The 14612-nt window shown below is 66.7% G+C and carries 16 protein-coding genes; 6 read left to right on the plus strand and 10 right to left on the minus strand.

Features of this window, described 5'->3' with window-relative positions:
- Positions 1–8: 8 nt before the first annotated feature.
- From ACQPXH_RS00865 to ACQPXH_RS00875, 3 genes are all read left to right on the plus strand, one after another.
- Positions 9–1037: a DUF4328 domain-containing protein gene (locus tag ACQPXH_RS00865; RefSeq protein ID WP_433600451.1), complete on the plus strand. Its 1029-nt coding sequence runs from the start codon at positions 9–11 to the stop codon at positions 1035–1037.
- The gene (locus tag ACQPXH_RS00870; RefSeq protein ID WP_433600452.1) at positions 1034–1801 is read left to right on the plus strand and encodes a glycerophosphodiester phosphodiesterase; all 768 of its coding nucleotides are present in this window, start codon (positions 1034–1036) and stop codon (positions 1799–1801) included. The genes ACQPXH_RS00865 and ACQPXH_RS00870 overlap by 4 nt, the downstream gene beginning before the upstream one ends.
- Before the next feature lie 492 nt (positions 1802–2293).
- Positions 2294–3217, plus strand: a complete 924-nt coding sequence (locus ACQPXH_RS00875) for a DUF5926 family protein (RefSeq protein ID WP_433600453.1) — start codon at positions 2294–2296, stop codon at positions 3215–3217.
- A 248-nt stretch (positions 3218–3465) separates the two neighbouring features.
- Here the strand turns inward: ACQPXH_RS00875 and ACQPXH_RS00880 are convergent, their stop codons facing one another.
- The 5 genes from ACQPXH_RS00880 to ACQPXH_RS00900 form a co-directional block, all read right to left on the minus strand.
- Positions 3466–4014 carry a ferritin gene (locus ACQPXH_RS00880; protein WP_433603686.1) on the minus strand — a complete coding sequence of 183 codons (549 nt, stop codon included), beginning with the start codon at positions 4012–4014 and terminating at the stop codon, positions 3466–3468.
- A gap of 69 nt (positions 4015–4083) precedes the next feature.
- Complete coding sequence (locus tag ACQPXH_RS00885) at positions 4084–4221, minus strand: hypothetical protein (protein ID WP_433600454.1); 138 nt, start codon at positions 4219–4221, stop codon at positions 4084–4086.
- A 70-nt stretch (positions 4222–4291) separates the two neighbouring features.
- The gene (locus tag ACQPXH_RS00890; protein WP_433600455.1) at positions 4292–5674 is read right to left on the minus strand and encodes an LCP family protein; all 1383 of its coding nucleotides are present in this window, start codon (positions 5672–5674) and stop codon (positions 4292–4294) included.
- A 109-nt stretch (positions 5675–5783) separates the two neighbouring features.
- Complete coding sequence (locus ACQPXH_RS00895) at positions 5784–6572, minus strand: CPBP family intramembrane glutamic endopeptidase (protein ID WP_433600456.1); 789 nt, start codon at positions 6570–6572, stop codon at positions 5784–5786.
- Between the two features lie 47 nt (positions 6573–6619).
- Complete coding sequence (locus ACQPXH_RS00900; protein WP_433600457.1) at positions 6620–7381, minus strand: DUF2470 domain-containing protein; 762 nt, start codon at positions 7379–7381, stop codon at positions 6620–6622.
- 1063 nt (positions 7382–8444) lie between these two features.
- On the opposite strand from ACQPXH_RS00900, the gene ACQPXH_RS00905 reads away from it, so the two are divergent.
- Genes ACQPXH_RS00905 through ACQPXH_RS00915 form a run of 3 tightly spaced genes read left to right on the plus strand, consistent with a single transcriptional unit; the run spans position 8445 to position 10469 of the window.
- Positions 8445–8885, plus strand: a complete 441-nt coding sequence (locus tag ACQPXH_RS00905) for a hypothetical protein (protein ID WP_433600458.1) — start codon at positions 8445–8447, stop codon at positions 8883–8885.
- A gap of 10 nt (positions 8886–8895) precedes the next feature.
- Entirely contained in the window at positions 8896–9810 is a 915-nt protein-coding gene (gene pheA / locus ACQPXH_RS00910) for a prephenate dehydratase (RefSeq protein ID WP_433600459.1), read from the plus strand.
- Positions 9807–10469: a histidine phosphatase family protein gene (locus ACQPXH_RS00915; protein WP_433600460.1), complete on the plus strand. Its 663-nt coding sequence runs from the start codon at positions 9807–9809 to the stop codon at positions 10467–10469. Before pheA ends, ACQPXH_RS00915 begins: the two co-directional genes overlap by 4 nt.
- A 32-nt stretch (positions 10470–10501) precedes the next feature.
- On the opposite strand, the gene ACQPXH_RS00920 is transcribed toward ACQPXH_RS00915, so the two are convergent.
- The 5 genes from ACQPXH_RS00920 to ACQPXH_RS00940 form a co-directional block, all read right to left on the minus strand.
- Positions 10502–11332, minus strand: coding sequence for an ESX secretion-associated protein EspG (locus tag ACQPXH_RS00920; RefSeq protein ID WP_433600461.1), 831 nt, complete (start codon positions 11330–11332; stop codon positions 10502–10504).
- Complete coding sequence (locus ACQPXH_RS00925; RefSeq protein ID WP_433600462.1) at positions 11329–12483, minus strand: PPE family protein; 1155 nt, start codon at positions 12481–12483, stop codon at positions 11329–11331. The genes ACQPXH_RS00920 and ACQPXH_RS00925 overlap by 4 nt, the downstream gene beginning before the upstream one ends.
- 54 nt (positions 12484–12537) lie before the next feature.
- A complete protein-coding gene (locus tag ACQPXH_RS00930) occupies positions 12538–12849 on the minus strand; it encodes a PE family protein (RefSeq protein WP_433600463.1) in 312 nt (103 codons plus the stop codon).
- A gap of 168 nt (positions 12850–13017) precedes the next feature.
- On the minus strand, positions 13018–13368 hold the full coding sequence (locus ACQPXH_RS00935) for a metallopeptidase family protein (RefSeq protein ID WP_433600464.1): 351 nt from the start codon (positions 13366–13368) through the stop codon (positions 13018–13020).
- On the minus strand, positions 13368–14507 hold the full coding sequence (locus ACQPXH_RS00940) for a septum formation family protein (protein WP_433600465.1): 1140 nt from the start codon (positions 14505–14507) through the stop codon (positions 13368–13370). Before ACQPXH_RS00940 ends, ACQPXH_RS00935 begins: the two co-directional genes overlap by 1 nt.
- Positions 14508–14612 lie beyond the last annotated feature (105 nt).

Here is a 14612-nt window from a genome sequence, read left to right on the forward strand (position 1 = left end):
GGGGCGCCGTGAGTACGGTGGTACAACCTTGTGCGCGTTGCGGCGCGCGCTGGGCCGTGCAGACGACGCCGATGCACTGGTGCCCGCGCTGCCGTGGCGTGCTGTTGTCACCTGCGCCCATCGACGCCCCTGCCGAGCGGCGAAACTACCGCTGGGTGGCCCGCCGTCCCGATCAGCGCACCCGCAAGTCGAGCTCCGGTCGGCCGCGTCCGTCGGTGGAAACGCCGCGCTACCAGCAGATTCCGCGCTGGGGCCTACTGGATCCGCCGGTCGAGTCCGCACCTGCGCCACAACGGCCGCTGGACCGGCTGACCAATCGGGCCGGTGCGCTACTCATCGCGACCGCGGCGGTTTTCGCGATCTCCGCCTGCGCCGAACTCGGGCGCTATCTGATCCTGCTGCGCAACCGCACCCGGCTGATTCCGTCCTGGCTGCTGCACATCTCCGATGCCATGGTGTGGCTTTCGGCATTGGTCGGCCTCACGCTCGGGTTGATCACCGCGATCGCGATGCTCGGCTGGTTGATCGAAACGCGTCGGGCCGCCTTCGCCGCGGTCGGCCGCCGTGACCCGCGCTTGGTCCGGACGCTCGCACTCGGCTGTCTGATACCGGTGGTGAATCTCTTGTGGCCCGGTGTATTTCTCACCGAGACGGTCGCCGTGCGTCCGGATCCGCGGACGCTGCGGGCCGTGCGCATCTGGTGGGTGGGCTGGGTGCTCGGCGCGGGCTGCACAGTGGCGGCGCTGCTGTGGCGGACCGCGGATACCCTGCAGGCCAAGGCGGACGGTGTGCTGTTCACCGCGTTCACCGATCTGGTCGCGGCCGGGGTCGCGGTGCTGACCTTCTGGGTGCAGCGGTCGATGTCGGGCCGGGATCTGTTCGGCCACACCAGGATTGCGCGCCGGTGGGTGATCGCCGTCGATCCGGCGGTGCCCGTCATCGAACCGGTGCAGCCCGGTGGCGGCGCGGCGAAACAGCCCGTCGCACTCGAAACAAGTACACCGCACCGTGAGTTCGAGGAGGTCTCGGCCAAGTGAGCCAGGGCAGTCGCGCACCGTTCGTCGTCGCGCACCGGGGATCATCGGCGGCGCTCCCGGAACATACGCTCGCCGCGTATGAACTGGCGCTGCAAGAGGGCGCCGATGGCGTGGAGTGCGATGTCCGGCTGACCAGGGACGGACATCTGGTCTGTGTGCACGACCGCACCGTAGACCGGACCTCGTCGGGCACCGGGCTGGTCAGCGAAATGACCCTGGACGAACTCGAGGGACTCGACTTCGGGGCCGACGGCGCACCCGCATCGGTACTCACCCTCAGTCAATTGATCGAGCTGGTACTCGATTGGCGCAGCAGGCCGACCAAGCTGTTCATCGAGACCAAGCATCCGGTGCGCTACGGCGCGTTGGTGGAGAACAAGCTGCTCGCCGAACTCCAGCGCTTCGGCATCGCCACCCCCGCCTCCGCCGATCACTCCCGTGCGGTCGTCATGTCCTTCGCGGCCACCGCGGTCTGGCGGATCCGCCGTTCCGCACCGCTGCTGCCGACTGTCCTGCTCGGTGAATCATCGCGCTACCTGGGCGGCAGCGCCGCGACAACGGTCGGCGCGACGGCCGTGGGTCCCTCGGTGAAAACCCTGCGCGAACATCCGGAGCTCGTCGACAAGGCTGCCGCCGCGGGCCGCGCCACCTACTGCTGGACGGTGGACGATCCCGACGATGTGCGCCTGTGCGCCGACCTGGGCGTCAGCTGGGTGGCCACCAACCACCCGGCCCGCACCAAGGCACTGCTCGCGGCTGCCTGAGTCGAATCGGTTTCCACCGCTGGGCGAGCGCATAGCCGAGGCTGACGACCTGTACGGGTGACCCCGACGGAGCGAGTGACCGCTGGGCGAGCGCATAGCCGAGGCTGACGACCTGTACGGGTGACCCCGACGGAGCGAGTGACCGCTGGGCGAGCGCATAGCCGAGGCTGACGACCTGTACGGGTGACCCCGACGGAGCGAGTGACCGCTGGGCGAGCGCATAGCCGAGGCTGACGACCTGTACGGGTGACCCCGACGGAGCGAGTGACCGCTGGGCGAGCGCATAGCCGAGGCTGACGACCTGTACGGGTGACCCCGACGGAGCGAGTTTTACGAGCGACCGTTCGCGGCCCGTCTCGCGTCCGAGCCGTCGAAGCGCATGCGCCGCAGGCGCGAGTCTCGACGGCTCGGACGCGAGACACCCGGGGGCCGCGAACACGCCGCGCCGCCAGGCGCGGCAAATCAAACACAGCCACTGTAGTTTGACCTGCCGTGGGTAAAAGCAAGCGCAATAGTCCGAAACCCGGAGGGAACCGGGCCCAGCGTCTCGCCGAGCGGCGGGCGGCTTTGGAACTGCAGGCAGCGCAGTCCGGTGCGCGTCCGTTCGAAGGGCTGGCCGCGGAGTGCGATCTGGTCGCGCTGCGCGAATTCGTACCGTCGGCGACCGCGACGCTGTCGCTGTCGTCCGATATCGCCGCGGAGCGTTCCGTCGTGCTGGCCACGGTATTGCCGGGCGCGGTCGCCGGATTGGTGCGGGCGGGCGAGCCGCCGATCGGATACGTCGCCACGCAGGTGCAATTCCAGGGTTCGGATCCGGCCGCCGATATCGCGGCGGCGATCCTGTGGACACAGTCCGCCGAACCCGGTGAATCGCTGACCGTGGCCGAAAGTGCCGAGGGCGGACCGCGATTGGCCGATGTGATCGATGCGGACGCACAGCTGGAACTGACCGTGCACCAGGACTTCGACTGGTGGGTTCCCGAGGGCGCGCAGCCCGATCAGCAGGTCGCCGCGACCATCGAACAGGCCAAGCAGGCGATCATGCCGTCCGCGCGACTGGATCTCGGCCCCGATGCGATCGGCGCGGGCTGGTGGGTCGATGCCGGTGATAAGGCGCATCTGCGCTGGGTGCGCCCGGAGAACGAGGACGATCTGATGCTGGCGCTCGCGCGGCTGCATGCTTCGGGCGGACTGCATCTCGGCGATGGCTCCCGTTTCGCGGGCTCGTTCCGCACGCACGGCCTGCTGGTACCGGTATTCGATCTGGATCCGGAACCGCACGCCAGCGAGTGGACCAAACCGGCGATCGAATTCGGGGAACGCCTGGCGGCGGCGCTGGCCGACGACACCGCGCTCTCGGCGGAGGAGCGCCGTTCCCGGGATGGGCTGCGGTCGCGTCAGGTCACTCTCCGATGATTTCAAAAAAGTTACCGAGAATTTTGTGAAATACCCTCCTTTCTAATCAACCTCGGTTAGGTTCTCTGCATCACCCGAAAGCTGGTGGTGGTGAGCGAAGTCTCACCGAAAGATGAGGAAAGTAGGACCATCATGGAAGCCATTCTGGCGCTGCTCAAGACGCTGCTCAGCTCCCTGAGCGCTGCATAAAGTCGACAGGGCCGGCTCGTCGTTACGAGCTGGCCCTGATTCCGCTATGGAATCGTGAATTAGATGCTGCCGCCCGCAGTGGACGGAGCGCCGGAAGCATCGCTCGGACCACTCATTTCACGAGCGACGAAATCCTCGAGGTCGAACAGGTTCGACCCGGCACGATCGGCGATGGTGAGCAGGGTTGTCATATTCGCGGCTTCCTCCATCTGCTCCTTCATGAACCACTGCATGAACTGTTCACCCAGGTAATCGCCCTCTTCGCGGGCAGTGCTCGCCAATTGGACGATCTGCTCGGTGACGTTCTTTTCCTGCGCGAAGGCCAGCGCGGTCGGTTCACGTACATTCTCGAAATGCGATTTCGCGGCGTCGATCCCGGAAAGCTCGACGCTGATATCCCGGTCCAGGAAGTACTGCACGATCATCATCACGTGATTGCGCTCTTCGACCGCCTGCGCATAGAAATGCTTGGCCAGTTGCGGCAGATCCGCATTGTCGAACCACACCGCGATCGCGATATATTGATGCTCGGCATCGAATTCGTGCCGGATCTGATCGTGGAGCAGGCCGTGAAATTTGCTGCGTAGGAACTCCGGATGGCTGGACATAGTTGCGACCTCAGCGCTGGTCATGCCGTGTCATCCAAGTGCAGCCTTATCGAGGCCAGTGGTGCCTAATTAATTCTTGGCAGCACCGGCCATTCTCGGAGCGGAAATATCGGCGCGCGGTGTGGTGCGCAACTCGCGCGAGATGAAGTCCTCGACATCGAACAGATCGCCCGCGGCACGGTCGATGACGGTCAGCAGGGTGGTCATCCCGGCGACCTCCTCCACCTGCTCCTCGAGGAACCACTGGATGAATTGCTCGTCGGCAACGGGCCCGACACTACCTCGTAAGCAGATCGTCCGGGATCGGTTGGTCCTTCGCGAGGTCGTCGAAGAATTGACCCGCACGTTGCTTATCCCACAGCAATACATTTCCGCTATCGGTATCGGTGAAGCCGCCGATCGGGACGGTGGTCGCCACGGTATCGCCGCGCATCGCCCAGCCGAGCTGGCCGAGATTCCAGATGTGATCGCCTTTGTCGACCTTCAGCGATTTCGCGGTATCGCTGGCCAGCGGCCACAGCGTGAACGGATTGGCCAGCGTGCCCGCGCTGGTCACCTTCTTCAGCAGGGCGGCCATGAACAGGCGCTGGTTGTTCATCCGGTCGATATCCGCGAGGGCGGTCGCCCGGCTGCGGACGAAGCCCAATGCCTGCGGACCGTCCAGGGTTTGGCAGCCGGCAGCCAGGTTGATGCCCGCGAGCGGATCGTCGATGGCCTTGGGCACGCAGACATCGATGCCGCCGAGTGTATCGACGATGCCGGCGAAGCCGCCGAATCCGATCTGCGCGTAGTGATCGATGTGCACGCCGGTCGCGGTTTCGACGGTCTGCACCAACAACGGTGCACCACCGAAGGCGAAGGCGGCGTTGAGTTTGTCCTTGCCGTGGCCCGGAATGCTCACATACGAGTCGCGCGGCAGGCTGACCAGCGTGGTCGCACCCGATTTCGGAATGTGCACCAGCATGATCGTGTCGGTGCGCTCAGGTCCGACCTCACCGCCGGTGGCGAGTTCCTGTTCCTGATCGGCCGTGAGTCCGGCCCGGCCGTCGGAGCCGACGAGCAGCCAGTTCGTCCCCGGGGTATCGCCGACGCGGTCGGAGTAGTTGGCGAGCGCGTCGATCCGGCTGAGCGAACCGTCGAGTTTGATGACGGCGCCGACCACCGCGAGGACCAGCACCACCAACAGCACGAGGAACCAGCGGAACAGGTGCCGTTTGCGACGACGGCGTGGTGGACGAGGTTCGCGGTCGCGGCGCGACGGCGGCAGGGACGGCGGCGGCGAGGGTTCCTTGCGGCGCGGGTGCAGGTTCCGCGGGTCCTGGTAGGGAACCGGCTGCTGCGGCGGCGCATAGCCGGGAACACCGCGAGGCTGGGGTTCGTGATACGGCTGCTGCGTCGGTGCATGGGGTGGCCGGGAATTGCGCGGCGGCATCCGCGTTTCGGGCGGTACCTGCGAATATGCCAGTGGCGGTGCATAATTCGACCCGTCGCGGCGGATGACCTTGGTGGGGTCGATATGCCTCGGGTCCGGACCGGGTCCGCGACGACCCGGCGGATGGGGGTCGCGCCGCTGCGGCGGCATGGATGGCGCACCGGGATTTCCGAAAGGTTGCGGCTCCCGGCGCGTCCGGTCGTAGCGCTGGGGGTCGTCGCCGTTCATCACACAGACTCTACTGTTCGAGGGCCGTCGGGGGGCTTGACGAGCGGCCGGAAGTCAATGCGCTCGAGTGAGCGCTCGTCGATAAATTCGCCGCGGGGACCGGCGGGTGTTACGGCAACCAGGAAACGTGACCGCGTAGCAATGTATAGCCGATATAGGCGACCGCGTCGATCGTCGCGTGCGCCAGCACCAGCGGCCACAGCCGGTTGGTGCGCTGCCAGAATCGGCCGAAAATCACACCCATGACCAGATTGCCGAGCCCGCCGCCCAAGCCCTGATACAGGTGATAGCTCCCGCGCAGCAGCGCCGAGGCCAGCAGCGACCGGTTCTCCGCCCAGCCGAGCCTGCGCAGTCGGGTGATGAGATAGGCCACAACCAGGATTTCCTCGGCCGCCGCATTCGCACAGGCGGACACGATGAGTGCCGGCAACCGCCACCAGTGGTCACCCAGCGAACTCGGCACGATCGTCACGCTGAACCCCAGCGCATGCGCGGCCAAGTAGAGCCCGAGCCCGGGCAGCCCGATGACCGCAGCGAGGATCAGTCCTGGGAGCACATCGGAACGCCAACGGATCCTGGCCAATCCGATCATCCGCGGCCCTATTCCACTGCGCCACAACAGATACAGCCCGAGCGCACCCCACCCGGCCAGCCGCAACGCACTGAGCAGCTGGAAGAGCAGGTCGATGGTCGATTGCGCCGCCCGCGTCGGATTCAGCGCGACGGTCTGCCCGCCCACCCCGCCCGGCGACAGCGCACTCTCGAGCAACGACAGCGCCGCATTCAACCCACTCAGCCCGAATGTCACCACCAACACGACCAGGATTTCGAGCCGAATCCCCAGCCGCTCCCGATCGGTCAGCTCGGGCTCGTCCCCGGCACCGGTCTCAGCACGCATGCGTCCGAATCTATTGCCCGCGCCGATCCGGCCCCGGCCTGGGCGCGTCAGATGCGGCGCAGACCGTTCAGGAAGGGGCAGCCTGCGAGGGTGCGGACGGCGCGGCCGAGGGATGCGACGTCGTCGGCGGGGGAGTTGAAGGGGAGGCGGAAGTCGTGGTCGCCGTCGTGGCCTTCGATGCGCAGGGTCACGCCGTAGCGATCGATGGCCAGTGGGTGCACCGTGCCGGTCTGCAGGCGTGGCGGAAGGTGGAGGGCGAGTTGAGCGATGATGTCGGCGTGGTCGGCATCCATATGCCGCAGCCAGGCGGATTCCAGTGCGCAGAACGGATCCGGTTGGGCCAGTCGGAGCTCGTCGACGCAGACGGATTCGGCGCCGGCCGAGTCGGCCACCACCGCGGCGCTGATCACCACGCGCAACAGGGTCGCGCCATGGCCGACATCGAGCAGGTCGGGATGCGGATGATCCTTGGCGACCTCGGTGGCCAGCGCCCGCAGCGCCTGCGTCGGCACCGCGCGCACCCACCCGCGCAGCCACACCAGCGCCCGCACCGGCTCCCGCAGCGGCAGCGGCGCATTATCGGTCAGCTCCAGCACCGCCGGCGCACCGCTCTCACCCGAATTCCCGGCCAAGACCGCGGCCATGGACGCGGTCGGCACCGCGATCACCGCATCCCCGCATTGCCGGACGTGATGCACCGAAATCGGCGTCGGATCAATACCCGGCATCGCCAATACCGCCTGCTCCGCATGGGCGCACGCACTCCGAACCCGCTCAGCGGTCGACGGTGCAACAGTCGGCTTCAGCATGCTGGCCTCCATACTAGTCACGCGGTGCAATTAGGTTATCCTAAGCTAAGTCAAGCCTTCGCTTTCCGCAACCATTCCCCGCGCACGAATCCCGACAATTCCCCGCCCTGAGCCCCCGACTTGCGGCAGCACCGGCGACGCGCGGCCCAACCCTTGCCGCCATTCTTCGCGACCTTCGGGGCGCGCCATGCCGTCACGCTCGGGCCGCAGGCGGTCCGCGCGGGTCGAACGCGCGGTGGTGGTACTGGCCTGTGTGGGCGAGTGCGTGCCGTTGGGCGACCCGGTGCGTGCGGGTAGACCCCGTCGGGTGGCCGACCGCCGTGCTGTGCGGGAATTAGGCAGGTGCGCGGAGCGGGCGGTGGTGGTACTGGCCTGTGTAGGCGAGTGCGTGCCGTTGGGCGACCCGGTGCGTGCGGGTGGACGCTGTCGGGTGGCCGACCGCTGTGCGCGGGCGGGGATTGGGAAATGCTCGCAGGGTGCGGTGGTGGTACTGGCCTGTGTAGGCGAGTGCGTGCCGTTGGGCGACCCGGTGCGAGCGGGTAGACCCCGTCGGGTGGCCGACCGCCGTGCGTGTGCGGGGATTGGGCAGGTGCGCGGAGCGGGCGGTGGTGGTCCTGGCCTGTGTAGGTGAGTGCGTGCCGTCGGGCGACCCGGCGCAGGCGGGGATTGGGGAAATGCGCGGAGCGGGCGGTGGTCGTACTGGCTTGTGTAGGTGAGTGCGTGCCGTTGGGCGACCCGGTGCGAGCGGGTGGACGCTGTCGGGTGGCCGACCGCTGTGCGCGTGCGGGGATTGGGCAGGTGCGCGGGCGGGCGGTGGTGGTCCTGGCCTGTGTAGGTGAGTGCGTGCCGTCGGGCGACCCGGCGCAGGCGGGGATTGGGGAAATGCGCGGAGCGGGCGGTGGTGGTACCGGCTTGTGTAGGTGAGTGCGTGCCGTTGGGCGACCCGGTGCGAGCGGGTGGACGCTGTCGGGTGGCCGACCGCTGTGCGCGTGCGGGGATTGGGCAGGTGGCCCTGCGAGCCCAGGCGAGCGGGGTGGGGAGTGGGCGTGGTTACGGTGGACGTATGGCGGATGGAGTGCAGGTGGCGCACGGGGTGGCGGGGGAGCCGGTGTTGCTTTCGTTGGCGGCGCCGTCGGCGGCGCGGCGAAGTTTGGATGAGGGGCTGGTGCGGGCGGTGGGGACCGGGGCGGTCGGCGTCCGGGTTCTCGACGCGGATGTGAGCGATGCGGAGATCGCCGGATTTCTGGTCGAGGTCGCGCACTCGGATGGCGGATTCATTGCGCGCACCTCCGATGGGCAGCGAGCGCTGGGTATTGTCGCGGGAACAGTTGCGGCGTTGTGCGGTGAGGATATTCGGGCGGCGTTGGCTCGGCCCGATATCGCCTTTCTGACCTCGTTGAAGCCGCCTGCGGTCGAGGCTGCGCGCAGCGTGTTGCTGGCGATCGAATCCGATGCACCCGACGATCTAGTTGGAACTCTGAGCATCCTCCGCGCACGCAAGTAATGTCGTAACCGTGCCGCGAATCGCGTACTTCGGGCCGTCCGGAACCTTTACCGAGATGGCCCTCGCCAAGCTCGAGTCCTCGCAAGCCTTCGACGGACCGGTCGAGCGGATTGCCGCGCCCAGCCAAGGCGCGGCGCTAGATCTCATCCGGTCCGGTGATGTCGAGGGTGCGGTTGTGCCGATCGAGAGTTCGGTCGAGGGCTCCATCTCGTCGACCCTGGATTCGCTGACCATCGGTCCGCGGCTACAGATCGTCGCCGAAACCGAGCTCGAGGTGAGCTTCGCGATCCTGGCCAGGCCGGGTACGGAGCTGGCCGATGTTCGCATCCTGGCCGCCTATCCGGTCGCCGGGGCCCAGGTTCGGCTGTGGATAGCGCGCACGCTGCCGAATGTCGAGATGTACACCTCGGCCTCGAATGCGGCCGCGGCCGAGGACGTCGCGGCCGGTCGTGCCGACGCCGCGGTCTCCACCGCGCTGGCCGGAGAACGCCTCGGTCTGACGGTGCTGGTGTCGGGTGTCGCCGACCACGACCAGGCGATTACCCGCTTCGTGCTGGTGACCCGCCCTCGAGTCGCGCCGTCGGCAACCGGTGCGGACCGCACCTCGATTGTGCTCGACCTACCCAACGAACCGGGCTCGCTCATGCGCGCGTTCGCCGAATTCGCCACCCGCGGTATCGATCTCACCAGAATCGAATCCCGGCCCACCCGAACAGGTATGGGCACCTATCGCTTCTACCTCGACTGCGTCGGGCATATCGATGACACCGCGGTCGCCGAGGCACTCAAGGCATTGCACCGCACGGCGCGGATCCGTTTCCTCGGTTCCTGGCCCGCGACCTCGGCGACCGGAACCCCACCGCCCTCGGATGAACCGGCCGCCGAGTGGCTGACCCAATTGCGTAAGGGGGTGGCCGACCTATGACCGGCAGACTGATACTCGTTCGCCACGGCGAGACCGAAGGCAACGTAGCCAAGATCTTGGACACCCGTATTCCCGGCCTACCGCTCACCGAACGTGGTGCGGCCCAAGCGAAAACCTTCGGCTCCAGTCTGTTGAGACCGCCGAAGGCGCTGTTCTGCTCGGCCGCGCTGCGCGCCAGACAGACCGCCGGATACATCGAGGCGGCGACCGGCGTACCGGTCGAGGTGCTCGATGACATCCACGAAGTTCAGGTCGGCGAGATGGAGGGTCTGAACACCGAGGAAGCCCACTCGTTCTTCCAGCGGATCTACCGCGCCTGGCACGAAGGCGATCTCGCCGAACGCGTCCCCGGCGGCGAATCCGGATACGACGTCCTGGCCCGCTTCCTGCCGGTCGTCGAGGATCTGCGCACCAAATACCTGACCGATGGCAGCGATGGCGACATCCTGGTGGTCAGCCACGGCGCCGCCATGCGCTTGGTCTCCCGGAACCTCAGTGGTGTGGCACCGCCTTTCACCACCAACAACCACCTCGACAACACCGAAACCATCGAACTCGTCCCCCGCCCCGTGGGTGGCTGGGAATGCATCCGTTGGGGCCGCTTCACGCCACCCTTCGCCTACGAAGTGGCGCCAACCGCCGACGACCCTATGGGCTGAATCCCCTTGGGGCACAGTGCCTCGCTCAGCCCTCAGGCCAACGTCGGACTTTTCGGAAACTCTTCCCGCTCCGGCAAGGAATGGATCAGATCCTCCAGGGCGGCGCGCAGGCGGGCGGGCGTACCGGTGGCCAGTGACGACCACTTGGTGCCGTCGTCGGCAACGCTCGCCGTTGAGATGAATCGTCCGTTGCGCGTGTTGAATACGGCGATGTGCTTGTCGACGATGTCGCGGGTGCCGTCCCCGTACAGCACGGCGCTGATCTGTGCATGCGAATGGATTTCGACCACGGCCGACGCGAGGGTTTGCGCGTCCTGCGCGGGAGTGCCGACCTTTGCGAGTCGTCCGGCGGTTGCAGCGGCATCGCCGAGGTCCTCGAAGATCGTGGCAAGCTCCTCGGTCGGTGCGTTCATGCCGTAGAGCTCGAGCGGTGGGGCCGTGCCGAGCGCCGCTATCACGGTGCCGGCCAAGTCGATTCCCACTTCGTCGATCACATACGAGTCCTGCCCGCGAAGGGCGACGACGGAAAGGTCATCGCTCTTCGCCAGACAGAAACGACTCACGTACCCCTCGACGATCAGCCGCATGGTGACAATCCAGTGCGGGCGGTTCAGTACCCGCAGTCGGTCCTCCAAGTCGGGCTGAACCGCGTTGTCGATCAGCAGGTCTCGTTGTTCGAGCGACTCGGCCGCGCGGGCCATTGCCGCCTGAAGCGCGGGCACGCTGTCGAAGCGAGCGTGTGCGTTCAGCACAACCGGAAGGTCATCGAGATCCAGCTTCTCGCGGAGAAACTGGATCTCGTCGGGCGACAGCACTACCGCCTCGAGTGCGGAGGGCCCACCACTGGTACCGAGGACGGTCACCCAACCGTCCCGGCATTGGCGCCGATCACGCCGTCGGCGGCGAAGCGGCCGTCGGTGAAGTGATCGGACCGAAGGTCGACCTTGCTGTCGTGCTCGGACTCGTCGTCCTCGTCGCCACGAGCCTGGTTCCCCAGCAACGGGTTACCACCCGCGCCGCTGTTGCTCGACCGGGCCGGTGCGGCTTCGACAGATGCGACCGCCTCGGGTGCCGCTGTCGCTGTGTTGCCGCCGATGACGCTGCCCGTACCCCACCCTTCCGGCAGTTTGAGCTGGGTGCCGCCCGCACCACCGGCCGAGATTCCGGAGAACGAGACCGCACGGGTCGCGGCTGCACTGCCCGCCGCCGCCATGGTGCCACCCATAGCCATCGGGGCCATTGTGCTCATCGGCGTGCTTGCCGTGGCGGTGACCGCATTGGTCGCCACACTGCCGACCGTCGAAACACCGGTGCTGACAACCGAACCGACCGCCTGTGCGGCCTGCGTGGCGGCACTGGCCACACCCGGGTTGGATACGAACGCCTGCACGGCGGCGACCGCCGTCGAGATCGGGTCGGTGGGCGCTCCGAACGCGGCATCGGCATTTCCGCTCGGCTCGGCCTGACCCGCGCCCGCAGCGATCGGCGGCGGCATCATGAAGTCGGCGGGCGTAGCCAACATCGCCGAGGTCGCCGCCTCGTAGGTCTCCATCACCAGCGCCGCGCGGATGTCCATGGCGTTCCTGGCGATCTCGGCGGCCTCCATGGCGCCGGTGACGGCGCCTGCCGGGTTGGTCGAAGCGGCCAACGCGGCATTGACAGCCGCGATTTCGGGCGGGCTCGGCATCGCAAGCGCGGCAACGCCGTAGGCGATGACGTTCGCCGCGGCCTTACCGCCCATCGCCGCGGCCTGCACGCCCTGCTGCTCGGACCAGCCGAGGAATCCGGTCAGCTTGCCGAGCGCGGCGATACCGTTGACGCCCTGCATGCCGACGCCGAGCTCGGCCATGACGCGGGCAACGGTGGTCGTCGCGTCGACCCAGGCGGCGGTGAGTGCGCCCCATGCGGTAGCGGCCGCCGAAATCGGGATCGCGTGTGCGCCCGCGTGAAGGGTGGCCGAGTTGACTTCGGATGGCCGGGCGATCCATACGACCCCGGTAACTCCTGCAACCATGCTTTTAACTCCCCTGAATGTCTGAATGGTGGTCGAGGACAGCGGTGCGGGCTGCTAGACCTGAATTGCGTCGACTCCGGCGGCGCGCACGACGTCGCCGGCGATGTGCTGGGCCAGCTGCATACGCAGTGTCTGGGCAGCATGGTGCAGTTCGAGAATGCCCTGGGCGATCGAATGATCGTGGGTCACCGCGCCCTGGTTGAAGTGGCTGGCGGATACGAACGAAACCTCTTCGGCGCCGGACGGGATCACGTGTGTGGCCGGCGCGGTGATCATGGACGCTGCGGAAAGCCGCTCGGCGACCAGATCGAGTTCGGCCGCGGCGGCGAGAATGGCCTCGGGCGAGATCAGTACATGTCCAACCATGACTCGACTCCTTCTAGTGGCTGTGGGGCGGAACCACGAGAATTCCCCCTTCGAGTGATAGGACGCGACAGCAACGCGATCGGTTCCATCGAATCCCCAAGTTTCTTTCGGTCATCCGTGCTGGTTTCGCGCTCGTCGAGCCGAGCCCGAAATGCAGCTTGGATAAGACTAGCCCCATCCCAGCTCATGCAACCGGTCTTCGTCAATGCCGAAATAGTGTGCAATCTCATGGATCACAGTGATCGCGACCTCCTCGACGACCTCGTGCTCATCGCCGCAGACGTCGAGAATCGCGTCGCGATAGATGGTTACGGTGTCGGGTAGCGAGCCGCCGTAGTGACTGTCCCGTTCGGTCAACGCGATTCCGTGATACAGCCCGAGCAGATGTGGATCCTCCGGATTGCGCGGTTCGATCAGCACGACCACATTGTCGATGGCGCGAGCCAACTCCGGCGGAATGAGATCGAGCGCATCGCCGACCAGCTCCTCGAACCGGTCCGCGGACATGGTCACCGCCATCAGCGCGGTTGCGGCTGTGGTGGCAGCGGTGCGGCGCCGGGCAGCGGGGCGGGGGTGGAGCGGCCCGAATTCGGCGGCGGCACCGGAGCCTGGCCGTTGATCAGGATCTCGCCCTTCGCCGATCCGGTGATCGGTGCGAAACCCTCACGGTCGGTGCCCTTTCCGATCATGCAGTCCAATTTGCGGCTGCCCGCCAGCCAGCTGCGTGCGTCGAGGTAGTCGAAGAACAGCGTCAGCGTCTTATTGCGCACCGCGTCGGGTGAGCCGAGGTAGTCGTTGGCCGCCTTTGCGCACTCGTCCTCCATGAACTTGTCCTGGTCGTCCTTGGCGGGCGGGCCGCCGGAAAAGTGCTGGCCGAGGTCGACGGTGGACACGATCTCGACGGCATGCGCCTGCACGCAGTCCACTGGATCGGTGGGCAGATTCTGATTGATGCCCAGGCAGGTGCCGGGCTCGAAGACCTTCGACTGATCGTGCTCGGTAGCGGCGCCGGTGGTCGGCAGCGGAGTGCCGGTGCTGCCGGAGAACTGGAGTCCGCAGCGCAGTGTCCGATCACCGTGCTTCCACCCGTCCGGACTCGGATACATCAGGCCTACGACATAGCGGCCGCGCGGATCGAACTTGCCGTTCAGGTACTGGTCGACGGCCGGGGTGCAGTGCTCTTCCTTGAGTTCGGTCAGTCGCAGCGAGTCCGGAAAACGTGAGCCAGGACCGAATTCCACGCCGGGGTATTTGGCCATATCGACATCGGCCGCGACCTCGAACAGATGCTTGTTGGAGCAGGCGACCTTCACCAGATCGCCGCGGTCCTGTTTGCTCCAGCTGAGGCAATCGCCCTTGGCCGCGGTGCCGAACTCCTTGTCCAAGGCGGTCTGGCCCGGCGAACCCGGATTGTGCGCCTCCAGACCCTTGTCGTTGTCGTAGCCGGTGATGAACAGACCGACCAGCGAGATGATGACGGCACCGGTCGCTGCGGCGAGCAATACCCAACGCAGCTTCGGCGCGGACAGATGCAACTTGCCGTCGGCGACGGCGTCGCGGTCGATGATCACCGACTGCGGGAACGATTCCACGCGCGACGACTCGCCCGAGGGCGGCTCGGATTCGTGCGGATCCATGGTCACATCATCAGCAGACATTGCGACCCATCATGTCAGCGTCTGATCGCTGGTGCCACGACCTGGTCGAATCGATCCGAAGTGCCCCGGTCGTACCTATGCGCGACGTCGCCGTGGTGCACCAGG

Origin of the sequence: Nocardia sp. CA-135953 (assembly GCF_050955735.1) — a bacterium.
Lineage (GTDB): Bacteria > Actinomycetota > Actinomycetes > Mycobacteriales > Mycobacteriaceae > Nocardia.